Annotated in this window: 19 protein-coding genes; 5 read left to right on the top strand and 14 right to left on the bottom strand. The window is 54.2% G+C overall.

Going from position 1 to position 23,877, the window contains the following annotated elements; translation table 11 throughout:
• Positions 1–259: 259 nt before the first annotated feature.
• Positions 260–2,419, top strand: coding sequence for a C25 family cysteine peptidase (locus OEV49_06610; protein ID MDH3890739.1), 2,160 nt, complete (start codon positions 260–262; stop codon positions 2,417–2,419).
• Between the two features lie 185 nt (positions 2,420–2,604).
• The gene (locus OEV49_06605; protein ID MDH3890738.1) at positions 2,605–3,399 is read left to right on the top strand and encodes a carbon-nitrogen hydrolase; all 795 of its coding nucleotides are present in this window, start codon (positions 2,605–2,607) and stop codon (positions 3,397–3,399) included.
• Between the two features lie 304 nt (positions 3,400–3,703).
• On the opposite strand, the gene OEV49_06600 is transcribed toward OEV49_06605, so the two are convergent.
• A complete protein-coding gene (locus tag OEV49_06600; protein MDH3890737.1) occupies positions 3,704–4,423 on the bottom strand; it encodes a UDP-2,3-diacylglucosamine diphosphatase in 720 nt (239 codons plus the stop codon).
• Between the two features lie 277 nt (positions 4,424–4,700).
• Complete coding sequence (purL, locus tag OEV49_06595) at positions 4,701–6,941, bottom strand: phosphoribosylformylglycinamidine synthase subunit PurL (protein ID MDH3890736.1); 2,241 nt, start codon at positions 6,939–6,941, stop codon at positions 4,701–4,703.
• Positions 6,942–7,402: 461 nt separating this feature from the next.
• On the opposite strand from purL, the gene OEV49_06590 reads away from it, so the two are divergent.
• From OEV49_06590 to OEV49_06580, 3 genes are all read left to right on the top strand, one after another.
• Entirely contained in the window at positions 7,403–7,771 is a 369-nt protein-coding gene (locus tag OEV49_06590; protein MDH3890735.1) for a hypothetical protein, read from the top strand.
• Positions 7,772–8,497: 726 nt separating this feature from the next.
• Entirely contained in the window at positions 8,498–9,262 is a 765-nt protein-coding gene (locus tag OEV49_06585; GenBank protein ID MDH3890734.1) for a cysteine hydrolase, read from the top strand.
• Positions 9,263–9,354: 92 nt separating this feature from the next.
• Entirely contained in the window at positions 9,355–9,957 is a 603-nt protein-coding gene (locus OEV49_06580) for a hypothetical protein (GenBank protein MDH3890733.1), read from the top strand.
• Positions 9,958–10,478: 521 nt separating this feature from the next.
• Here the strand turns inward: OEV49_06580 and nth are convergent.
• The 12 genes from nth to OEV49_06520 all read right to left on the bottom strand — a co-directional run bounded on the left by nth (position 10,479) and on the right by OEV49_06520 (position 23,870).
• Positions 10,479–11,129 (bottom strand): endonuclease III, encoded by a 651-nt coding sequence (nth, locus tag OEV49_06575; GenBank protein ID MDH3890732.1) that lies wholly within the window; start codon positions 11,127–11,129, stop codon positions 10,479–10,481.
• Positions 11,119–11,997, bottom strand: a complete 879-nt coding sequence (prmC, locus tag OEV49_06570) for a peptide chain release factor N(5)-glutamine methyltransferase (GenBank protein MDH3890731.1) — start codon at positions 11,995–11,997, stop codon at positions 11,119–11,121. The genes nth and prmC overlap by 11 nt, the downstream gene beginning before the upstream one ends.
• 24 nt (positions 11,998–12,021) lie before the next feature.
• Positions 12,022–13,008: a hypothetical protein gene (locus OEV49_06565; protein ID MDH3890730.1), complete on the bottom strand. Its 987-nt coding sequence runs from the start codon at positions 13,006–13,008 to the stop codon at positions 12,022–12,024.
• A gap of 11 nt (positions 13,009–13,019) precedes the next feature.
• A complete protein-coding gene (gene prfA, locus OEV49_06560) occupies positions 13,020–14,093 on the bottom strand; it encodes a peptide chain release factor 1 (protein ID MDH3890729.1) in 1,074 nt (357 codons plus the stop codon).
• Between the two features lie 72 nt (positions 14,094–14,165).
• Positions 14,166–15,134, bottom strand: a complete 969-nt coding sequence (locus OEV49_06555; protein MDH3890728.1) for a DUF1385 domain-containing protein — start codon at positions 15,132–15,134, stop codon at positions 14,166–14,168.
• A gap of 114 nt (positions 15,135–15,248) precedes the next feature.
• Positions 15,249–15,461: a 50S ribosomal protein L31 gene (gene rpmE / locus OEV49_06550; protein MDH3890727.1), complete on the bottom strand. Its 213-nt coding sequence runs from the start codon at positions 15,459–15,461 to the stop codon at positions 15,249–15,251.
• Between the two features lie 143 nt (positions 15,462–15,604).
• On the bottom strand, positions 15,605–16,288 hold the full coding sequence (locus tag OEV49_06545) for a class I SAM-dependent methyltransferase (protein MDH3890726.1): 684 nt from the start codon (positions 16,286–16,288) through the stop codon (positions 15,605–15,607).
• Between the two features lie 299 nt (positions 16,289–16,587).
• On the bottom strand, positions 16,588–17,229 hold the full coding sequence (locus tag OEV49_06540; GenBank protein MDH3890725.1) for a flavodoxin family protein: 642 nt from the start codon (positions 17,227–17,229) through the stop codon (positions 16,588–16,590).
• Positions 17,222–19,105: an ATP-binding cassette domain-containing protein gene (locus OEV49_06535; protein ID MDH3890724.1), complete on the bottom strand. Its 1,884-nt coding sequence runs from the start codon at positions 19,103–19,105 to the stop codon at positions 17,222–17,224. Before OEV49_06535 ends, OEV49_06540 begins: the two co-directional genes overlap by 8 nt.
• Complete coding sequence (locus tag OEV49_06530; GenBank protein MDH3890723.1) at positions 19,102–21,177, bottom strand: BatA domain-containing protein; 2,076 nt, start codon at positions 21,175–21,177, stop codon at positions 19,102–19,104. Before OEV49_06530 ends, OEV49_06535 begins: the two co-directional genes overlap by 4 nt.
• A 9-nt stretch (positions 21,178–21,186) precedes the next feature.
• Positions 21,187–23,085, bottom strand: a complete 1,899-nt coding sequence (locus OEV49_06525) for a hypothetical protein (protein ID MDH3890722.1) — start codon at positions 23,083–23,085, stop codon at positions 21,187–21,189.
• 56 nt (positions 23,086–23,141) lie between these two features.
• On the bottom strand, positions 23,142–23,870 hold the full coding sequence (locus tag OEV49_06520; protein ID MDH3890721.1) for a 2-phosphosulfolactate phosphatase: 729 nt from the start codon (positions 23,868–23,870) through the stop codon (positions 23,142–23,144).
• Positions 23,871–23,877: the final 7 nt, after the last annotated feature.

The raw sequence follows: 23,877 nt of genomic DNA, 5'->3' as shown, positions 1-23,877 counted from the left end.
TCGTAAATCCTTCTGTGTAAACCACAAGTTTACCACGGGTTTGACTCCTTTCATTGGTCTGAAAACTAAAAGTCAAACCCGTTGTTATTTCAATTCTACAATTTACACAACATAGTTTACACTACCTCTTTGAGAACGGCGTTGACGCCGGAGCGTTTTCCGTTATATTGTAGCCTGATAAGGGCGTAGGGCTGCTTGTACGGTGCCGCCCTCCCTATCACGAGACAAAGACCAGACCCCATCTTGTACCGAGGATAGCATGATAAGAAACAGCCTGCTCATTCTGGTGCTGCTAAGCTCCAGCGTAGTCGCCGGGGATCTAAGACACGTATCGCACCCGATTCAGCCACTGGTTACCGCTGACGGGGAATTCTCCGGCGGGACAAATCAGATGCTGCCAAACGTCGGGGCGCCGAGGATTCCATTCGAGTGTTACTACTTTGTGCTGCCATACGGCGAAAAGATCGATGCCATCGACGTCACTATGGAGCATCTCGAAGTGCTCGATGGTGAATTCGATATCCCGTGCGCCCAGATGCCTTCAATTGTCGGGCGCCCGGTCCCAGTCACAAATCGAGATGTTCGAATCTATGGCACCGATGGACGCTATCCCGCGATGGACTGGGAGTTGGCAGGCGTTGAACGGCTTTCGGGGGTTGATATTGCCATTGTCAAAGCCTATCCATACAAGTATAACCCGATACGTCAGGAACTCAGCTACTTCCGGGAAGTACTGGTCGAAATCAGGACATCCCCGGACGTTACCACCAGAGAACAGCAAGCGAGAATGATTTGTAGGAGCACTGAGGCGCAGAAGCGCTGGGAAGCACTTGCTGTCAACGCCGATGTAACGAACACTTATCCTGAAAGGAACCTGCAGTCGAGCACCAAGAGCTTAGTCGACACGAATGATCCAAGCACGTTTCTGATCATCGCCGGGGAGGCCTACCAGAGTCTTTTCAACGACTACGCAACATGGAAAGCAAGCCAGGGGGTGTCGGCTTCGGTTTACACAATTGAGGACATCCTGGCCGAGTACGCGTCGGGCGTGGACGATGCCGACAACCTCCGGGCGTTCATAATCGACGCCTACCAGACATGGGCAGGTAGCGAGCATCCCCTTGAGTATGTGCTGCTCGCGGGCGACGATGAAATAATCCCTATCCGGGGCGTCTGGGGTCACTGCGGGGAGTACGGCTACGACTACAACATCCCCTGCGACCTGTATTACGGCACGCTTGATGGCGACTGGAACGCCAACGGGAATGCATACTACGGTGAGGAGGACGATGATCCCGATCTGTTTGCCGAAATCCATATCGGGCGTTTTCCGGGTGACAACATGCAGGATTTCCAGAACATGATCTTCAAGATTCAACACTACGTCGAGAACCCATGGCCTGAAATACACACGGCGCTGATGGTGGGCGAGCTATTATACGAAGACCCTCTTCTCTGGGGCGGTGACTTGCTTGACCCAATCTGCGACGACACGGCTTATATGCCGCCGTTCTATGACGTCACGAAGATGTACCAAAGGGAGGGAACCTTCTCGACCTACGCCGTCACGCAGCATATCAACAACAATAGCTCCGCCATGGTGCTGCACTGCGCCCACACCAACTATAACTACCTGCTGGGTTGGTCGCAGTACGATGTCGACAACCTGCAAAACACAGAGTATCCGTTCTTTTCATCGGGGGGCTGCCACACTCTCGCCTTTGATCAGGCCACAAGTGGAAGTGCCGAAGCGGTGGGTGAACACGCATTGTTCGCCGAGGGGGGGATGATGGCCTATCTCGGTCACTCGCGCTACGGCATCTCCGTCTGGACGAATCTTATCCAACAGATGATGGTCTGCATGTATTCTCAGCAAAGCGGCGCCATTGGGGCAAGCCTGACCTATGCCCGCGACCAGTTGGCCCACTTGGTACCCACGCACGAACTCTGGCGCTGGGAATACTACGAACTGATTTTCGCAGGTGATCCACAGATCCATCTCCTCAATGCCGGCGGTTGTGACGACCAGGATCAAGACGGGTTCTGCGACTCAAGCGACAACTGTGCACTCGACTTTAATCCGGGCCAGCATGACGACGATGCCGACAGCGTTGGCGATGTTTGTGACAACTGCCCAGACACATACAATCCAAATCAGATTGATAGTGACGGTGACGGCATCGGTGACCTGTGCGATCTCATCTGTTGTACCGATCCCGGAAACATCGATCACAGTGAGAACGGCGCAATCGATATCTCCGATCTTGTCTATATAGTCGACTGGATGTTCAACGGTGGTCCGCCGCCACCGTGCATGGGCGAGGCGGATACCGACGGATCAGGCAGTGTTGACATTGCCGATCTGGTCAGGCTGGTGGATTATATGTTCACCACCCCGGATCTACCGCCGTGCAACTGAGTACGGTAGGTGGCCACCTGAGGACAGCGCCAGCTGAGTCTTCATGCTAAATTGGTTTCTCTTGTGAAACCGGTTTCCAACTCACCGCCGGCCACTATTTGCCTGTCCAGGGCAGAATTCCGGCGCTATATTGTCGGTGGTCGAGTTGCAGCGCACAGTCCTGACCTGCAAAGGAGATAGCCCAGTTGAAAATCGGATTCGCACAGTTTTGTCCTCTGTTGGGTGAACCCCAAGCCAATCTGACGAACGTCGACAGGCTGGTACGCGAGGGGCCGGAAGCCGACCTGTTGGTCTTGCCGGAACTTGCCAACAGTGGATACAACTTTGTCTCAAAAGAACAAGCATGGGAAACATCCGAAGAAGTCGCAAATAGCGTCTTCGTCGAAAGCCTGGCAGAGCTTTGTCGAAAACAACAGATGCACCTCGTGTGCGGGGTCAACGAGCGCGATGGTGACAAGTTGTTCAACAGCTCTGTCCTGGTAGGTCCGGAGGGCGTTGTCGGTAAGTACCGCAAGATGCATTTGTTCATGAACGAAAAGGACATCTTCCAGCCGGGCGATTCAGGTCTGCCCGTTTTTGATATCGGCCTAGCCCGAGTCGGGATGGCGATTTGCTTTGACTGGTTCTTCCCGGAAGTATGGAGGATACTGGCCCTTGACGGCGCCGATGTGATCTGTCACCCGTCGAATCTGATTATTCCCGGCCTCTGCCAGCGGGCAATTCCGATTCATGCGCTGACCAACCACGTTTATATCGTAACGGCCAATCGAATCGGAACCGAGGACGATTTGACTTTCACCGGGCTGTCTACTATTGCCGATCCCAAAGGGGAGTTGTTAGCTCAAGCCGGGGCGGATGAAGAGCTGGTCACAGTTGTTGACGTAGACATCGCAACAGCGCGCGACAAGACGGCGACAGCACGGAACGATCTGTTCGCCGATCGCCGACCTGAAGAATATCGACGTCTGCTGAATACTTAGGTATCTGATTACAACCAGATGCCGACCAGCTACTTCTTGGGCTGCGTCGGTTCTTTCTTCGGTTTCGGCTTTTTGGGTGTTTTCTTTTCCCGGCCGGGTCTGTTTCTGTCCTTTCCCATAGTATCCATCCTTTCGGCTGTCTATAGTCTTCATTAATCGGCGGTTTTCAGTTTCCTGATGTTTTACACATTCCACCAGCCGACGCATGCTCACCAATTCTCGCTTCATCAGAAGAATAAATAGTCCAACGTTTTTTGCCAAATAGTTTTTGAGTCATGTGAGCAAGCGCGGGACACAGAATCCATCAAAGTAGGTTGACCAATTCGCACTTTCCATCACCAACCTTCGCATACGTGAAGCTCTCGATAAAATCGCCGGTGTTTATGTAAGTGCCACTGTCAAACTGCTTGATCGCGGGAATGTGCAAGTGCCCGATGGCCACAATGTCGTAGTTGCCGGACAGTTTCTCTTTCGCATACTCTTCATAATCGGCGACAAAGTCCGGATCACGACCGGACGTGTAATTGCGCGAGGAGCCCGACACTGCTTTGGCCAGCGGAATCGCCCAATCGGGTGTGAGTTTTCGGTAGAGCCAGATATTGACCCGGTTGCGAAGGATACGCTTGAGGAAACGATAGCCTTTGTCAGCTTTGGCCAGGCCGTCGCCATGTATCAGATGGAGCCGTTTCCCTTCGTATCCCAGATCAAGGGTGTCACGATGTACCGCGACACCCATCTCCTTCGTGAAAAAGTCACCCATCCAGAAATCATGGTTGCCGCTGACATAGTCTATCCGGATACCTTGTTGAATCAAGCCATCGAGCATGCAGAGAACTCGATGGTGATCTTTGGGAATGGCGTGCTTGTACTCAAACCAAAAGTCGAACAGGTCGCCCAGAATCACCAGGCGGTCACCGTCGGTACGCACCATATCAAACAGCGCCGCTATCTTCTGCCGCTTGAGGGTCTCTAACTCATCAGAGTGTGCTCCGAGATGTGCATCTGAAAAGATGTATAGGGCCATGGCTAACTCCCAGGCTGTCGCCCCTCGACTCCGCACGGGGTGACACGACAAGGTTCTACTCTTGTGCCGGAGCCATGTTCCATACATGCGTGCGAATCACGTAACACCCAGTCTTTGGTCCCCTCTCGAGAGGGGTGCCCGAAGGGCGGGGTGTGTTCTTCATTCATACTCGTCAAATACACACCCCTGAATCCCCTCTCAAGAGGGGACTTTGAAGAAGCATCATCGTGCACTCTCGTTCCGCGTGGCATTGCCACAAAAACAGGGCTTGACCGTGTTATCCCACCTTCTCCATAAACGCCGGCATGGCTTCAAAGAAAGATGCATCCAGTTTATCCAACGGCAGGTCGGTCACATCGTTGATCTTTAGCCGATCACCGCCAACTGTGCCGATGTTCGCGCAGGGAAGTTCGAGCTTCTGGAAAAACTCGGCGACCGCATCGGCATTTGCAACGTCGCAACTAATCACAACGCGCGACTGGCCTTCGCCGAACAGAAGCGCATCAGTACGTAAGTCGTCGTTGAGAGTAGTTGTGGAGCCGATCTGCTGTTCGCGATTGGAGATACAACATTCAGCCAGGGCGACAGCCAAACCGCCCTCGGCGCAATCGTGCGCCGAACGAATCCAACCGCGCGTTATCGCTGCCAGGAGTCCTTCCTGCAACTTCTTCTCGAATTCCAAATCGAGTGCCGGTACCGCCCCTTTGGTCATGCCGTGCAAAGCGTGCAGGTACTCCGAGGCGCCGATTTCGTTAGTGTTTGTGCCAAGAAGGAAAATCACGTCACCGGTCTGTTTGAACCACTGAGTGGTGATATGCTCATCATCGGAAACCAGGCCGACCATGCCGATTGTCGGAGTCGGGAAGACCGCGCGCTCGGGGTCTTCATTGTAGAACGAGACATTCCCGCCGGTGACGGGTGTGTCAAGGATTCGACAGGCATCACCCATACCGGCAATAGCCTGGGCAAAGCCGTAGTAGATCTCCGGCTTGTAAGGATTACCGAAATTGAGACAGTTGGTCACGGCCAACGGCTGACCACCGGAGCAGACAATATTGCGGGCCGCTTCAGCCACGGCGCTTTGTGCGCCCAGTCGCGGGTTGAGGTAACAGAAACGGGCGTTGCAGTCGGTGGCCATGGCCAGCGCCTTGTTGGTCTTCCGCAGACGCATCACGGCCGCATCGGAACCGGGACCAACCGCCGTGTTGGTCCGCACCATGGAGTCATATTGCTCGTACACCCAGCCCTTGTGACAAATGTTCGGCGTTGCCAAAAGGTCCAGCAGGTCTCTGTTCCAGTCCCGATCAAGAGGGAGCTCATCCGTATCGAGATCATTCAATTCATCCAGATAGGCTGGTCGTTGGGTTTCACGTTCATACACTGGCGCATCGCCGCCCAGTACCAACGAAGCGGACGGAATCTGTGAAACGACCTCGCCATTGAGACGGACGGTCATAAGCTTATCCGAGGTGACATGACCGATGATAGTCGAGTCCAGTCCCCACTTGTCGAACACTTCGGTTACTGCCTTCTCGCGCCCTTTTTTGACACATACCAACATCCGCTCCTGCGATTCGGAGAGCAGTATTTCATACGGTGTCATCGCTGTTTCACGCACCGGAACTTTTTCGATATCGACAACCACGCCGCTTTCACCCTTGGCCGACATTTCCGAACAACTACAGGTGATCCCGGCGGCGCCCATGTCCTGGATACCTACGATCAAATCTTTTTCGATAATTTCAAGCGTGGCTTCCAAGAGCAGCTTCTCCGTGAACGGATCGCCTATCTGCACCGAGGACCGCTTTTCTTCGGACTCTTCGGACAGTTCCACCGATGCAAAAGTAGCGCCGTGTATACCGTCGCGCCCGGTTTTGCTGCCGACTATCATCAAGGGGTTGCCTTCCCCTTCGGCCACGGCTGAAGCAATGCCGTCGCTTTTGACAATGCCGACCGCCATGGCGTTGACCAGCGGGTTGCCGGTGTAGGCTTCATCGAAATAGACCTCACCGGCCACGGTCGGCACGCCGAACGAGTTGCCGTAGTCGCCGATCCCGCGCACGACACCGTCGACTAAGTAGCGCACGCGCGGATTATCCGGCGATCCGAAACGTAACGAGTTCAACGCCGCAATTGGGCGCGCACCCATGGTGAAAATATCGCGAAGGATACCTCCTACGCCTGTCGCCGCGCCCTGGTATGGTTCGACCGCTGAGGGATGGTTGTGCGATTCGATTTTGAACACCACGGCCAGACCATCGCCGATATCAACGGCGCCGGCGTTTTCTTCACCCGCTTTGGCTAAGAGATTTTTACCTTCGCGCGGCAACGTTTTGATCAGTCCGATTGAGTTCTTGTATGAACAGTGTTCGGACCACATGACCGAATAGACCCCCAGCTCCGTGTAGGTCATCTCACGACCGAGGGTTTGTTTGATTTTCTCGTGTTCTTCTTTGGTGAGGCCGTGGGCTTCGACCATTTCCGGGGTTACTTCGGGCTGCTGATATTTCGCGGGCATTTTATCTCCTTACCGTAAGGAGTGGAATATAGGGTGCTCAGGGGCCAAGGTCAATTGGGAAGGGGGAGAGAAAGTTTCTTTTCCCCACAGGTCGGTAGCAACCTTTAGGACGCAACTCGTGGCCAAAGAAGTCTATCCCTTCTTAAACTGTAGACCGGCTGCCTTCGATCGTTAGGGAGATCGGACAGAATTCAATGTTGTCCTTTGCGGTTCTCAATGGTATTGACGCAGACAGAACGCTTGGTTATCATGTATCTGTTGACAAGGGCATAAGATTACTAGTCCGTAAGAGGCCTATGCGACACCGCAAGAACGTAAAGCGATCAGGATTCGAACCGGGACCGTCGGCAAATGGCTCGAAAGGTGAGAGAAAACACCGATGTGCTGCCACCACAGCCAGAGGCCAGCAATGCAAACGACTCGTGGCGAATTCGAACCGATACTGTGGTCAACATTTGCGATTGAAGCAGCGCGGTGGAATTTCTACCGGTAGAACTCTGGGATGGGCTGCCAAAGTCGGCGCCATCCTGGCCTGCCCTCCTCTTGCTATTCTCATAGGTATAAACGAACTGGCAAATCTGATCAAGTGGCGCAAAACCGCCAAGGGCAAGTGGAGTGAAGAAGAAGAAAACAAAATGCTCTCAATGAAGATGATGGCCGGCAACCCGGTTGCAGCGATGAAGCTATTGGACAAAACACTCAGTAAATCCACGCTTCCAGATTCACACAGGAAGTTCTTCAGCATCCTCTCGAAAAACCTCGCCCGCGGCATCAGCATGGCAGATGATATCGAGACGATGGGTGACTTACGGCCGACAAGGAAGAAGTAGCATGGTGGCCCGCCCGCTTGGGGAGTGTTGAAAAACCGTGGTCGGTTGTGTCGGGTCCGGAACGCACCGAAGATGTGGCGGCCCATCCCCGCATGGGCGGGCTTGGTTTCCAGTGAGCATGTCGCCGCATGAACTTGCGTCGGTTGTCCACTTTCCCTACAAACTCTGCACAAAAACCCGAAGCACCCGTTCTTATGCGAGCACTATGCAGTGCATAGTCGTGAAAGAGGTACGCGTGGCAGAAACTCACAACCGGAAAGTGTCGTGACCAAAAGTACTTTTTCCGCAAAACGAACCCAATTTGCCATCGTGGTGCACGAGGACGTACACCACGCACAGGGTGAGGCTGAAAGGCGCGAAGCGCGAAAAAGCGATTTATCGCCCTTCGACTCCGCTCAGGATGAGGTAGGGTGCACGCACAGGGTGAGGCAGATGGCCGCGAAGCGCCCTGGCCGGGGTACCGCCGGGTGTGTGCAATCACTCCAACCGCATTGACACCCCCCGACAGCCACCCTGATCCCGGTCCGAATCCACCCAAATAGAGATTTTGCAATCCGTCTTGTTTTCTTTCCAGAAATTGGACTTATGGACGTATATAGTCTATATATTATCCGCTCCTGTTACGACAGCCTTAACGGTCACCTCAGTAACTGAACAGTGAACCGGTAGTTGTCGCGGGACTTAGGGATATTTGGAACGCCAACCTTTTTCCAGGAGAGACAATTGATGCAAACCTACAAGAGCCTGACCGTCAGCTTGCTCGCCGGGCTGCTGCTCGCCCTGTCAATCGGAGGTGTCCTTTGGGCGCAATTGCCCGCGCCGGGGATGACTATCGACTCCGAACACACGGCTCTCGTAATCACGGACCCCCAAAACGACTTCCTCAGTCCCGACGGAGTCACCTGGGGTGTGGTCGGTCAGAGCGTGACCGACAATAACACGGTTGAGAACATCGAGCGGCTACTGAAACTTGCCAAGGCGAAAGGCATCGAGGTCTTTGTGTCGCCGCACTATTACTATCCTACCGATCATGGTTGGAAGTTTGAAGGTGCCTTGGAGGTGCTCATGCACAATATAGGCATGTTCGACCGCGCCGGACCGCTCACTTTGGATCAGTTTCCGAATTCCGGTGCGGACTGGCTCGAACAATACAAGAAGTACCTGGAGGACGGCAGGACGGTTGTTGTCAGCCCTCACAAGGTTTACGGTCCTGAGACCAACGATCTGGTGCTTCAGTTGCGTAAGCGCGGCATCGACAAAGTCATCCTCGCCGGGATGTCGGCCAACCTGTGTGTCGAAGCTCACCTTCGCGAACTACTCGAGCAAGGTTTCGAGGTGGCAGTCGTCAAAGACGCCACCGCAGGGGCCATGGTTCCGGAGGGTAACGGCTATGAGGCAGCTTTGGTGAACTTCCGCTACCTGGCCAATGCCGTCTGGACCACCGACGAAGCTGTCGAACACCTGAACGAGTCTGAAAAGGAGGGCAACTAGCAACAATCTGTATTCAAGAATCCTGTCAGACCAGTGAGACTATCCCCGCTGACACAAGGTAAGCTTAACGAACTAAAACCAAGGACAAGACGATGAAACGAATTGGAATTACATTTTTCGCTATTTTGTTCGCCATTGCCGGTTGTGGTGATGACGGCACCTCCTCCAACGGTGTGATAATGGACAGTGAATTCGCATCGGCGAATATGGGAGGTAATCGAGGCCTGCCCGGAAAAGCCACGGTGCTCAGACTTTTCGGTACTGGTGAAGCATACGGTGGAACCGTGCCGGATATCGACGGCGATGGTGCTGTAGACTCGGCTACATGTTTTGATGTGGACCTATATGACGGCACCGGCAAAAAGATCGGCACCGCCACCGACTGTCTCTCGATGATCACTCCGGTCGGCGACGGTCTCGCGCTGATTGGAACCACTATCTTCCACTTGCCCAACGGCACTTTTGTTTCGCGTGGCAATACATCGGTTCAGCCGATTACGGTCAGCGTAGCCACACCGGCCACTCATGTAACCGGAGCTATCCCGATCGACGGGTCGAATGGAGTGCTCTCTGGGACCGGAGCCTACGAGGGATTCACGGCCCAGGTCCGTCTTTCAGGAGCCGTGGATATGTCCAAGCTGGACTCCGATGGGTTGATTACTTTCGACTGCCTGTTTGCGATCAGCCCGCTATAGCGCGGTCGTTCTTTGCTCGATGTGACACCTGCGCTTAGATCATCCAGGGCCAAGGCTGCCAATTCCAGCCTTGGCCCTCTGTTTTTTCCGTGGGAATATGGCGGGTGAGTATTTAGCCCGGTCCGTTAACCCGTTTTCAGACTGACAGGAGAACTGGTTGAAGAAGGACCCACCCGAGGCGAAGCACTCAGGGTGGGGTGCCGTGTCCACTAAATCGTGGAACTTCATGGCCTCCTCTGTCACCCCCGCGAAGGCGGGGGTCCATCATCGGATTTGAACTGAAGTCGGCCCGGATGGATTCCCGCCTTCGCGGGAATGACAGACCCATCGACTGCGTTCATCCTTCGACTGGACTCAGAATGAAAGTGTAGAAACATGACCGTGTGGAAGCAGTCGCATCCCACCTCATGGTGAGCGGAGTCGAACCATGAACTTCTCTTTGCTGCTCACCCTTCGACTCCGCTCAGGATGACGCAATTGGCAGGTTCACGCCACGGCGCGCAGGCGAATACGGACCCACCCTACAAGACTGCCCCGGGACACAGCTTGTACAACACACACTCGGCACATCGGGGGCGGCGGGCGATGCAGGTGGCGCGGCCGTGCCAGATCATCAGATGCGAGTAAATGATCCAGTCACGTTTGGGAATGAGTTTCATAAGGTCACGCTCGACTTTGACCGGGTCGGTCTGGTTGGTTAGTTTCAACAATCGGCTGATTCGTCCAACGTGCGTGTCGACCACGATCCCTTCAGCCAAACCAAACCCGGCACCGAGAATCACCGAAGCAGTCTTGCGACCTACACCGGCCAGTGTGACCAGTTCATCGAGTGTGCGAGGTATCTCACCGTTGTAGAGTTCGAGTAGCTGCTGTGCAGATTTCTTGATCGACTTCGCTTTGTTGTTGTGGAAGCCGGTTGTAAAGATAACATGTTTCAGCTGATCCGGATCGGCGTTGGCGTACTCTTCAATCGTGCAGTACTTCTTAAACAGGTCTTTGGTTACGATATTGACCCGCTCGTCGGTGCACTGCGCCGAGAGAATAGTCGCCACCATCAGTTGATGCACTGTTTCGAAATCCAGCGAACATCGCGCGTCGGGGTACTGCTTTTTGAGAAGCCGGATTATCTTGGAGCTTCGCGCCTTCTTCTCGGCCACGGTTTCACGAGGCATCGGTTCGCCCACCGCACGACAAAATCACCAACCGGTCGCAGTCGTTGTAGTCTTTCAGGATGGCGATAGATTTGTAGCGGTCGTCGGTCTCTGTCAACAGAGCCACCTGCTCGGCCTGGTCGTAGCCTATTTCGAATATCAGCCGTCCGTTGGGCGTTAGATGTTCGGGAGCACGTATGAGAATCTGGCGCACCGCATCCAACCCGTCCGGTCCTGAAGTCAGCGATATCTTCGGGTCAGCCAAGACTTCCGGTGGGAGAGTTTCGTACTCGGTGTCATTTATGTACGGCGGATTGGACAGAATGAGGTCGAAAAGCTCGGCCGGTGTCACGGCCCCAAAGAAGTCGGATTGTCTGAATTCGATTTGGTTTTCAGCACCCAGGTCGGCGGCATTTTTCTCTGCAACGGCCAGTGCATCTTTGGAGATATCGAGCGCCACAATTTCGGGCTCGGCCAGTTCAAGGGCCATCGTGACCGAAATCACACCGGAGCCGACACCTATGTCCAGAATACGGGGACGTTTGATCTTGCGCTGTTGAACATATCTGATAGCCGTCTCACACAGCAGCTCAGTTTCAGGTGTGGGTACCATCACGGCCGGCGACACGAAAAAACGTCGGCCATAGAACCATGACTCTTCCAGTATGTATTGTATCGGATAGCGCGTCAGGCGTCGTTCGATGATGGCCTCGAAACGTTCACGAACTTCATCGGTGATTAGTTCCATCCCGCGCATGTAAAGGTCGAGCCGTTCGCAATTGAGGAGATGGCAGAGGATTGTTTCGACCTCTCCTTTGGACCGCTCAATTCCAGCGTTGGTCAGGACTTGTGCCTTTTCCGAAATGAACTTCTGTATGCGTTCGGTCAAGCTGGATACCAAACAGCGGGTCGTTTAGCGCCGCCTTTTCTTGCCTGCCGGCTGTGGCTTCCGGGGTGCCTTCACCCAACCGATAAGGTAGATCAATCCGACCAAGCCGATGAAGCCGTAACAGACACCATACGTCAACCCGGCGCTGAACTGAATGGAATGCGGAATCAGATAGACGATCATCAACAAAGCGAACGCAGTCAGGCCGAACCAACCCAGTGTTTTTGGTGAATACAAGTCGCGCCGTTTGCCTTTGCTCAGAGACCCCAAGGAAACCAGCCAGATCATGGCCAGGTACAGAAACAAAAGCTGCGTCTTGTTGTCGGTGGCGTCGGTCCCGAACGGCACACCTTCCCAGATACCGCCAAAGGCGTAGTAGTTCATGGCGAATCCCCAGGGATAGCCGCCCAGAAAAGATGCTACCACGGCCAGGAAAATATAACGCGCCAGGTGGTGCGCGTCAGTGCCGCCGGAAAGAAGCTTGAACGAGTGCAAAAAGGCCATTACAACACAGAAAACGGTTGCAAACATCAGGAATATGTGTGGGCCGATGACATACGGAGGGACCTCGCCGATGAATTTTATGAAGAACGATTTGCCTTCCTCGGGTGTGAAAGTAGCGCGCAGTCCGCCAGTGCCGTCACGAATCTCGAAATAGTAGTAGAACCTGTCTCCGCGCACCAAAGTTGAGAAATTGGAGTAGTACAACCCGGCCGCGGAATCTTCGACCAAAAGCGGTAGACTGATGTATTTGTGCAAGGCCGTGGTTTCATCCTGCCCGAACTTGCTCTGACGGAACATCGGCTTCACACCCGCACCCATGTCACCTGTGATTTTTAGCTGTATCGTTGCCATGGCCTGTTCGGGCGCTTTCGGAACGGTGGTCATCTCGAAAGTGTAACCATTGTCGGTGTGGGTAATAAACTCCGGCCGACCGCGCGAGGTGGTGCGAGCGATGTATAGAAGAACAGCCGTGAGAATGACGGCTATGACGACTCTCAGTATTTTCATTCTTACCCCTGTTACACCTGAGTTTCGAGCTTGAGTTTCTTTTCCTGATCGTGGTGGCGGAGCGGGTCGATCAAAAGATCGACATCACCGGTGAGCACCTGTTCGAGCTTATAGACCGTGAGCTTGATACGGTGATCGGTCACCCGTGATTGCGGGTAGTTGTAGGTGCGGATTTTGGCCGACCGATCCCCCGAGGATACCATGGAACGACGCTCGGCGGTGATCTTGGCCTGCTGCTCCGACAGTATTTGATCGTACAACCGGGCCCGAAGGACTTTCATCGCCTTGTTGCGGTTCTTCAGTTGCGATTTTTCATCCTGACAGGTGACAACCAAGCCGGTCGGCAGGTGAGTGATGCGAACGGCTGAGTCGGTAGTGTTTACCGATTGGCCCCCCGGTCCGCTGGAACGATAGACGTCGACTTTGATTTCGTTTTCTTTGATGACTATATCGACATCTTCCGCTTCCGGGAAGACGGCCACGGTGACGGCCGAAGTGTGTATCCGCCCTTGTGTTTCGGTCACCGGCACGCGCTGCACCCGGTGTACGCCGGACTCATATTTCATGCGCCCAAACACCAGGTCGCCGCTGATGGAGAAGATGATCTCCTTGAATCCGCCGACTTCGGATGCATGTGAGTTCATCACTTCGATCTTCCAGTTTGACTTATCGGCAAAGCGTTGATACATGCGGAAGAGATCTGCGGCAAACAGCCCGGCTTCATCACCGCCGGTACCGGCTCGAATCTCCACCACCGCCGACTTGTCGTCGTTGGGATCCTGGGGCAGCAGTTTGAGTTTAAGTTCCTGCTCGAGTTGTTCAAGACTCAAAACACCGGATTCCAGTTCCTCTTTGGCCATGGCGACGAGTTCTTCATCGTCTGAGGATGCAACTATCTGGTTGGCTTCATCGACCGCCGCGTGTGCTTGCCGATACTTCAGTGCCGTTTCGAGAATAGACTCGACCTGCCGTCGTTCGCGTGTCAGGCTGATCAGCCGTTTTTGATTGGACAGGACTTCCGGCAGGGCCATCTGGTCATCGATGGCCTTCAGTTTGGACTCGAGTTTTCCGACTATTTCAAGCATATTTCTCACGCAAAAATTCGTGCGGTTAGTGTAAGGGCTGAGGCCGAAAACGGCAAGTAGATAAAAAAGCAGCTAAGGAACAGCCACTTTCTGTGAGGCGATTTTTGACTCGGTGACACCCAATGAAGCCTCCAGCGCCACAATTGCCACTTCCAGCTGGTCCATGGTAGGTTCCCGGGTGGTGATTTTCTGCACCCACAGGCCGGGTTGGATCAATATCCGGGTGAGGGCATGATCGCGCGTTTTGCCGGAAAGTTTTAAGAGTTCATACGAGGTGCCGGCCACCAGCGGCAAGAGCGAAAAGTGCAAACCGAAGCGCGTCAGCAAAACGGGCGGGTGTCCGGTGTACAGCGCGTAGATGGTATCGGAAACAGCGTAAACGAACATGGCCAAGAGAGCCACTATGAGTATAAAAGAGGTCCCGCAGCGAGGGTGAAAACGGGTGTGTCGGGCCGCCTGTTCGGGAACTAGTTCATCACCCATTTCATAAGTGGAGATCGATTTGTGTTCGGCGCCGTGATACTGAAAAATACGCCGGAATTCTCCAAAGAACGAAATCCCCCAAACATACAACACAAACATGGTCAAGCGGATGCCGCCGGCCAGCAGATTGAACCAGACGGCATTCTTGTCGACGTTAAAGAGATTCGAAATAGCCAGGGGAACGAAGAAGAAAATGAAAATGCCCATAGCCAGAGCGAAGACCACTGTCAAGCCCAACATCAAATTGTTGGATTTTGGCGGCTTGCCATCAGTCGTTTCCCCCTTTTCCTGAGCGTCCAGCTTTTCCTGTTCTTTTATGGCTATGTCAGCTGAGAAGTTCAGGGTACTGATTCCCAACACCAGCATCTCAACAAAAGAGACGGCGCCGCGCAGGATGGGTAGTTTGAGCAGCTTGTGTTTTTTCGCCCACGAGACATAAGGATCGGCCTTGACCAGAATGCGGCCATCAGGCGTGCGGACGGCGGTGGCAACTCTGTCTTCCGAGCGCATCATCACGCCCTCGATTACTGCCTGGCCACCAACGTTCAAATCCGGCATCGGGTGTCTCCATCAAAAGGTGCGGCGTCGCAACGTCCGGCCGCAAATAATAGAACAGGCGGTGCTTCCACAAAGAATACGCACCGCCGGTTGGATTTGTCACTCAGAAATTGGCTAATTTTGCTTCTGAGCCTTGGCGTACTTACGACGAAACCGCTCCACGCGACCGGCTGTGTCGATCAATTTCTGTTTGCCGGTAAAGAATGGATGGCATTGGGAGCAGATTTCCACGTTGATAGTTTTGCTGGTCGAGCGGGTGGGGAAACTATTCCCGCAGGCACAGGTAACCGTCAACTCGTGGTACTCAGGATGGATTTTCGGCTTCAATTTCACTTACCTCGATCATTCAATTTCGCAGTCTATTTCTTGCTTCCGTCAATCGGTACTTGATTCCGTCAATCGGAAACAGGCGCCAAATATATGGTATATTTCGGTTTTGGCAAGTCCATTATTTAGCGGTCGGGGCCGCACTAACCTTGATCTTTCAGCACCACCGACCAGTAGCAATCACCGTATATAAGCTGCTCTACTCGAAATCGGTTCCCGAAAATCGACTCAAGTTGACCGGCATCAAAGTAATTCTTGATGATTGTGTACTCCCGGCCGGAGTCAAGCCTGCGCTTAATCAGGTTGTTGCCGTGCCGGTCACTGCCGACTGAGTTGTGGCGGAGTCCTTCAGCCGGGGGATTGTTGTCGATCATCCAGATTGAGCCGTTTTCCTTCATATAAGCAAGAAGAGTATTGAACAGATCGTCGTATTGCTGCCGGGGATGGTGCGAGAACCAGAATCCGAGGGTGACCCGATCAAACAGATCAGAGTTGAAAGGCAGGTCATAAATATCGCCGCGAACAAAATCGACCGGGCAAGCGGTTTCTTTTTGCCGGGCTTGCTCAATCATCTCCCGGGAGATATCCACGGCGGCGATCTGCTCGGCGGTTTGTGACATTTTCTCAAGCCAATAGCCGGTGCCGCAAGCTATGTCCAGTACCGAGCAGCCCTGCACCAGACGGCGAAGCCGGGAAACCTCGGCGGCTAGTTCCATCTGACGCTGGGGTACGTCGCGGTAGTAAATCTGCTCGTACTCAGGCGCCCTGGCGCTGTAGTAGTTCAGAAGTTCGGGGTCGTTGTGGTTCGGTTGGTCAGGTTTGTTCATTCTGGTGGTTCTCTGCCATTTGCGTTTTCTGCATAACCAGTGCTGTCAGGCGACTCGCCTGACAGTCGTGTGTTCCTCCGGTTCCTGCGTTCGACGAAGGCGAACGTGTGAAACGGAGGTTTCAAAGGCTGCTCTGACACAACGCCTTGGTGAGAGTCGCAGGGTCCTGATCTCGACGCAGTCGGGATTGTGACCCTGCGAAACCAACATGATCACTTCTTCGTTGATATCCGTCCCAAACAAAGTTTGAGACGGCCACCCGCCGTTGTGGTTCGGGCGATCCTCGTCGCTCATCCCGGTTATTCCCCGCCACCATTTTTGTCTTCATAACCATCTATGATCTTCCGGGCCAAATGTTGGCCCAGTTGGTGGGCCAATTCGATAATCTGGGTATCTTCACGTGCTTCGCCGGCTCGGTTGAAATCTTGTGACAAGTATACCAGGTGACCTTCATCGACCATCTGAACCCATTTGAAAAAGCCTGCGACTACTCGGCGGGCGCCCTCGAACCATCCGCGCTCACCACCGACCAGCACCATGGCTGCCGGACGCAGCTTTGTCAGTCGACGGATGAACTGATGATCGGGGTCGACATTGTCAAAATCGGGCGGGCGAAAACAGTTGCAGCGATCGATAAAGGCCTTGGCTTGAGCAGTGACCGAGTCGAAATAGACCGGCGAACCAAGAAGCAGACAGTCGCACTCGACCAGCGCCCGGTAGACCGGCGTGAGGTCATCGTCGAAGAGGCAGTATTCCGGCTCGGGAGATTTACCGCAGGCTTGACAGGGAATGTACTTCAGATCGTTCAGGCGGACCGTCGTGGACGCTACCTTATCAGTCTCGCCAAGCGAGGCCACCACAGCGTCGGCAATCTCCGAGAGAATAAACTCTGTTGATGATCCTTCCACCGGTGACGCTGAAATGGTCAACAGCTTAATCAAGCTCGACCTCCTCGAGCTTCTCAAGTTGAGCTAACTGTTCCAGCAACTGCGCCTCGATCTCAGTTTTCCGCGTCGTTGCGGCGGTAAGGCGTTCCCAGTCTTCGGGCGCAATCTCATGCTCCAATTCATGGGCCAGCCGCTTCAGTTCTTCCTCCAATTGTACGATCTTGTCCCGAGTCGACTGCAAGAGTTTCTTGTGGCGGCCGCGTTGGCGTGATTTTTCTTTGAAAGCGTGGTAATCATCTTTGGATTTTTCAGGTTTTTGCGTGGCCGGCTGGTCGCCTTTTTCGGTCTTTTCTCGAAAGTAGGCATAGTTTCCATCGTACATGGTAGCCACGCCGTCATTCAGATGTAGAATGCGATCCACCACCTTGTTGAGGAAATAGCGGTCATGGCTGACAATCAGACAACTGCCGTCGTATGCAATCAGCGCTTCCTCCAGCCGTTCGCGAGAGTCCATGTCGAGATGGTTGGTCGGCTCGTCGAAGATGATGAAGTTGGCCGGATGATACAGCAGCCGGGCCAGCGACAGTTTGGTTTTTTCACCACCGGACAGGTTGGCCACCAGCTTGAACGGGTCTTCATCGGAGAAACCGAACCTGGCCAGGTACGAGCGGATCTTCCCGACGACGGCCATCGGCTCCATTTCCCACATTGAATCCAATACGGTCGACTCAGAATTCAGGTCCGACAGTTCCTGGTCGAAGTAGGCCACATCGACCTGATGGCCCAGTCTGATTTCTCCGCGCACCGGCGCCAGTTGCCCGATCAATGTTTTCAACAGAGTGGATTTGCCCGAACCGTTGCGTCCGATAATGCCGACTTTGTCCCCGCGGTAGACGTCCAACGACAGATTGTGTATGACCGCCTTGTCGCCGTAACCGAGAGATACCTCGGGTATCGACAAGACATGGGCGAACGAACGGCCGGACGAGGCCATACCGATTTTTTCCTGAAGACCATCACCGCGCGGTTTGGCCAGCCGTTTGATGCGGCCGAGATATTTCAATTTGGATTGTGCTTGTTTGGTTTTTTGTCCGGCCATGTTGCGCCTGACAAAGTCTTCCAGCCGTTTGATCTCCTCCTGCTGGTGGCGATAGCGATGTTCGTGCTGCGATCTTCGGGCGGTTCTTTCGGCCAGGTAGTTTTCCAGCCCGCCGGTGTAGAACTCAAGCTTGGCCAGACGTAGCTCCCAGATCTTATTGATGGTGGCACTCAGGAACGAGCGGTCGTGCGAAACGACGACAAAACTACGTTCGGTCTCTTTGAGATACTCCTCCAACCAACGAGTAGATTCGATATCAAGGTGGTTGGTCGGCTCATCCAGGAGCAGAAGGTTTCCTTTACCGGCCAGCGCTTTGGCCAAACCGGCCCGGTTGCGTTCACCGCCCGAGAAGTTCTTCATGAGATCGGAGAACCGGTTTTTCTCAAAGCCTAATCCGTGAACGATCGTGTTAACGTCGTTTTCAAAACTGAACCCGCCCTCCAACTCAAACCGCTCCTGCAACTCCCCCAACCGGTTCAACTGCTCACGATCTTCCGGCTCGATCTGAAGGTGATGCTCCAGACCGCCGATTTCGGTTCGCATGGCAGCCAGGTCATCACGAGCCGAGCTTACATACTCAAAGAGAGTCAGATCGGCATACTGGGTGGATTCCTGCTCAATATAGTCTATACCGCATCGGCGGGAGTGATGGACCTTGCCCTGATCGAGTTCCATGCGTCCGGCCATGATCTCGAAAAGAGTCGTCTTGCCACAACCGTTCTTGCCGACAAGCCCGATGCGGTCGCCGGTTTTGATGGTGAAAGAAACGTCTTTGAGAATTACCTGATCATTGAACTTTTGCGAGATTCGCTCAGCCGTGACCAGTGTCATGGCGACTCCTCGACGTCTGAGCCCCGCGCCAGAAGCATCTCGGCCAGCAAAAGCAGTACCGCAATCCAAAGTAGCAACTGCCACAACTCCTTGCCGAATCGCAATTCTGAAACAGCCGATGCGAGGTCCGTATCCGGCTGAAACCGATGTGGATCACGCGCGCCCAGGGCCGACACAATCTGGTCGTGGTCGACCGCGCTCAAGTCGGCTTCGGCTGGATCGAGGTTGAGCGCAAACCGGTCGATCTCCCGGCCCAGATAGGAGGCGCTATAGATACCCGGCAGATCGATCGGCTGTGGTCTGAAGACGAGTCTATCAGATTCTTCTTCGGGCGGGATGCTGTAGACATTGCTGTCGGGAGCTTGCATGCGAATGGCCGCCTGAACAGAGCCGCGTATATTCACGCTTCGCGCAATGGGGTCGCCGACCGTTAAATCCAGTTCGACCGAACTGAGGTCCGCAGCCAGGTACTCCACTATCCGCGATACGAACGGTACAAAGAAGGCGTGGCCGGTGAGGTCCGAAAACTCCGGTGACATCGGTCCGGTAAATGTGAGTACGTGCCCACGACCCCGGCGATGCTCGACCAGCGCCGGGCGATCACCGGAGAATCGCAGAAGGACCCGGCTGTCGCCCTCCAGGTGCAGTTCGGGAAGAGTGTAGAATTTCACTCCCGGCGGCTGGCCGTTTTCGAACCCGAACACACTGAAGATAGGGTGTTCCAGATCTACCGAACTGAAAGTGTAATATCCGGCTCTGGAGAAACTTGTTTTGGCCGGCTGATCAATGACCACACCGGTGCTGGGCGACCACGTCCGATTGAACTGGTCGACATCGGTCTCAGCCGAGTAGGTCACAAAAAGTGACTTGCCGCCATCCACAAACGACCACAGCCTTTCAACGTAGGTTTGGCTCAAGGTCGGTGCGCCGGAGAGTATGACAACATCGTAGTCGCGAAAATTCACACCCGACAATTGATCCGGGTCGGTCTGTTTTACCGACCAATACTGGTTGACCTCCTCAGACGGTGTCAGAGCCAGCGACACAAAGTCACTTGCACGATCACCCCGGATCACCAAAACGTTGAACCGGTCGGGAATGTGCAGGCTGAAATAGAAGCGGTTGTCCAAAGCGAATTTGTCGTCGGAGAGTTCGATCCATCCACTGTGGAATCCGGTGTGCGAAACGCTTCGCGTGAAACGCACGACCGTTTCTGCTAAAGCAGCAGCACGCACGTCGGTCTGAGAGACCCGCACGCCGTCCATGAACAAAGATGCAATCAGATCATCGCGGTCGTCTTCACCGTAGTTCATCACGGTGGCCGATAACTCGAACTCATGTCCCGGCATCAACAGTTGTCCGCCGAAATCGACACCGGTGATCCCTGAGTTGACCACCGCCTCCATAGGTAGTTCGAGAAAACAAATACGAGCATCGCTTGAAGATAGCACCGGACGCTTTGGCAGATTGCGCCGCTGTCTATCGGTAACAATGTAGATCTCTTGATTGAGGTTGTCGGAACTTTCCAGAAGTTCCAGCGCTTTGTCCAGCCCGGATTGCAGGTCGGCCTTTTTTGTACCCGGCTGTATTCTCATGAGCAGATCGGCCGCGGTGGCCGCGGTAGCAAACCTGGCCGCCTTATCTCCCCCGGTCGTACCGTCCAGCGGCAGTAGCGCTACCTGGTCGGCCTCGCCGAAAGTAGTAAGCAGTTCCTCGGTCCGTTTGCGAGCCAGGTCGAACAAGTCACCATCGGCCACGTACCGGTTCATCGACGCCGAGTTGTCGAACAATATCACCGCCGATACCGAAGCATGGGAGCCGAGGCCGCCCTCCTGCAAAGTGGGTCGAGCAAAGGCGAGCACCACGGCCAGGATTATCAGCATGCGAAGTATCAGTAAGAGTAGCTGTCGAATTTTAAGCCGACGTACCTGACGCCGCTGCATCGCTTTCAGATGTTTCAATGATGAAAACTCTATGATCTTTACGCGCCGCTTGGAGAAAAGATGAATGATTAGCGGTATCAAAGCCGCCGCCGCGGCGAACAAGACAGTCGAGTTGAGGAAGTTGAACATCGGTGGCAGCTATCGGGTGTACGGTGTCTTGAGGTGTCTTTGAGCTTCGGCTTGGTGGTAGGCGGCCGAAGTCAAGGCCAGTACTTCTGAGTAGTGGCCCACCGCCTCGTCCCGCAGACCGGTCAGATCGGCCAGTTTTCCCAGCCAGAGATGACTCATACCCAGGTAGAAGGGTCGCGTTTCCAGAAACAGGGCGCCTTCAAGGTAGCCGCGCGCCGCCTCGAATTCGTCGACACCGATACAGGCCATGCCCAGCCATAAATGAGTGGACGGCGCCGGAGGACCGGACTGAAGCGTCGCTTCAAGCCCCCGAATGGCCTGCAGAAGATACTGTTGGCCCAGGGCTCGCTCCTTCTCATCTTCGGATTCGCGCAATATGTGACCCAGAATTATCATGCTGCCGACGTGCGGACCGGCTTTGGTGGGTTGGTTGACGACCTGTTGCAAGTGTTCCCGTGCTTTGGCTCGCTCCCCGCGATGATCGTAGTTCATGGCCAGATTGAATCTGACATTGTGGTCGGATGTATCGAGGTTGAAGGCTGTGCTAAGGTCCTCAAGAGCTTGATCGTAATAACCGTTCATCATCCGGTAAGTACCCAGAGTCATCCAGTGCTTGGCCGAGCTGCTTTGAAGTTGCACCAACTGTTCCTGCACGGCGGTGGCGCTGTAGTAATCGCCCGAGTAGAAATAGGCTCGTTTGAGCAGCGAGAGATGCCCGAGCGAATCCTGGTGTGTCCGCGACAGTTCCGCCACAGCCTCGGCGTAACGCAACATCAAACGATAGTCGAACATGGCTTCGGCCAGACCGGCGTGAAAAACCAAACTGCCTATGTCAAACCGGCTGGTATCGACATAGGTCCGCCACTGATTTTCCAGTTCAATGATGGAAGCATCGTAGTGCCTTTCGATCTGACGGCGGAGATTCAAATCATCGGCCGCTTCGTATAGTTGCTTGAAACGTGGAAAACCGTACTGGTTGACCAGGAACATCACAAAGGTGGCACCGGTGCGGTCGGCCAAATATGGATCGGCCGTGTAGTACTGGTAAGTGTCCAGGAAATCATCCAGAGGCAGGTTTTTTTTCTGAGCGACGATTTCTTTCATGTCGAACAAGGCCAGCGACAGGTAATTGGCCAGGCCTTCCGACAAAAACGGTGGGGCGTAACCGTAGTTGCGAAGCACAACGGTGTGAGCCAACACGAATGGGTCGGCACTGTTCAAGGCGTGAGTAAAGATGGCGTGAGCCGTGGTGCGGGTGGGATCGACAGCCGTGGCAAATCGTTTGTCCCATATTACGGACGGGATATAACATGGGCACAGGTAGATATCGTATTTGCCCGGTAGCGTGAAGTTGTACAGTGTCTGGATCCGGGTGTAATGTTCTTCGAGTATTCCTTTGGCCGCTCCCCAATAAAAATCGCCCAGGGTGTTGGGCAAATAGTGAATATCAAGATGCGCGGACGGTTCTATGTTGAATACTCCAACCTGGCGGTGGCTGTAGGAGCACCAGGCGGAGTCGGTCTCGAACGACTGAAGGGGTGTGAATTCGAAGCGGTAGCGAGAGGAGCCTTTGCCCTGAATATTCTCAATGCGGGCCGGCAAACCGTACTCGACCTTAAAATTCCGTGAGTAAGTATTGGCCGTGGGGCCGAGAGTGATTATATGCAAACTGAATTCGCAACCGGTCGTGTCGAAGGACTCCAGTTCGATATCGACTGAAAAAGTCAGCAGAAATCCGGATACCGGCATGCCGGTCACAAACCGATTGGTGTCGGCAAAGAGCAGGTGATTCTCCGAGGTGGCCTCATCCGTTTGATAGACGGCGATGGCCCCTTCGATGCCGCCTGCTGACCAGACCCGAAGATGAATTAGTGATAACGCTACCAGCAATAACAGTGTTTTTTTCATTTGCACATTATACCATATCCAGCGGCAAAAGACGACCCTTGATCACGACAATCCGATCAGTCGTCAGCCGCTACCAACTGGCCCTCCCTTAGAATCGGCAATACCGGCATCGAGTCCGTGACCGCTGCCGCTGTAACATCGGATGCAAATCCGATTTGGCTGAGATACCGGCCATGTTCACCCTGAGCGATAGTCTGTCTGAGGGCGTTCTTGTTACTGCGATAGAGCAAAAGGGCCAACGACCCGGCATCATTTATGGTGAGTTTTAGTTTCTTGTCAGTCGACAATAGGTGCAGCACCATCCCTCCACAAATGGTATCCTCAATCGAAAACTGCCCGCCGCGACCAGCGCAGGTGATAACAAGATCCCTTTCTTCGACGGCGATACGATCGACCACTCTGGTGATATTGGTCAGGCTGCACGACAGGGTCAGCGCTGCGCTGGTGGCCTGCAAAAAGGCGGCGGTGCCGTTGGAGGTGGTCATCACCACATGTTTGCCGCCTACGGCATCGGCCGTGAACTCCATCGGCGAGTTACCCAGTTGGAAATTCTCTATTTTGATACCCTGACGTTCTCCGGCCAGGATGGCCATGTCGGGACCTATCTTGGTCCACATGTCGACCGCCTCGCCGGGACCGGGAGTCGGGATCACTCCGCGCGCACCGACCATCAGGGCGGCCGAGATACAGGTGGTGCAGCGTAGGACGTCAATGACCACCACGATCTTGTCGTTGATCTCCGTCTCGGCGGATGGAAATGGAGTCAAGTATAGTTGAACGTCCATGGCAAGA

It is taken from the genome of Candidatus Zixiibacteriota bacterium, assembly GCA_029860345.1.
Lineage (GTDB): Bacteria > Zixibacteria > MSB-5A5 > GN15 > FEB-12 > JAJRTA01.
The sequence above is the reverse complement of the archived record's forward strand: the minus strand, read 5'-3'. Positions and strand labels throughout refer to the sequence as shown.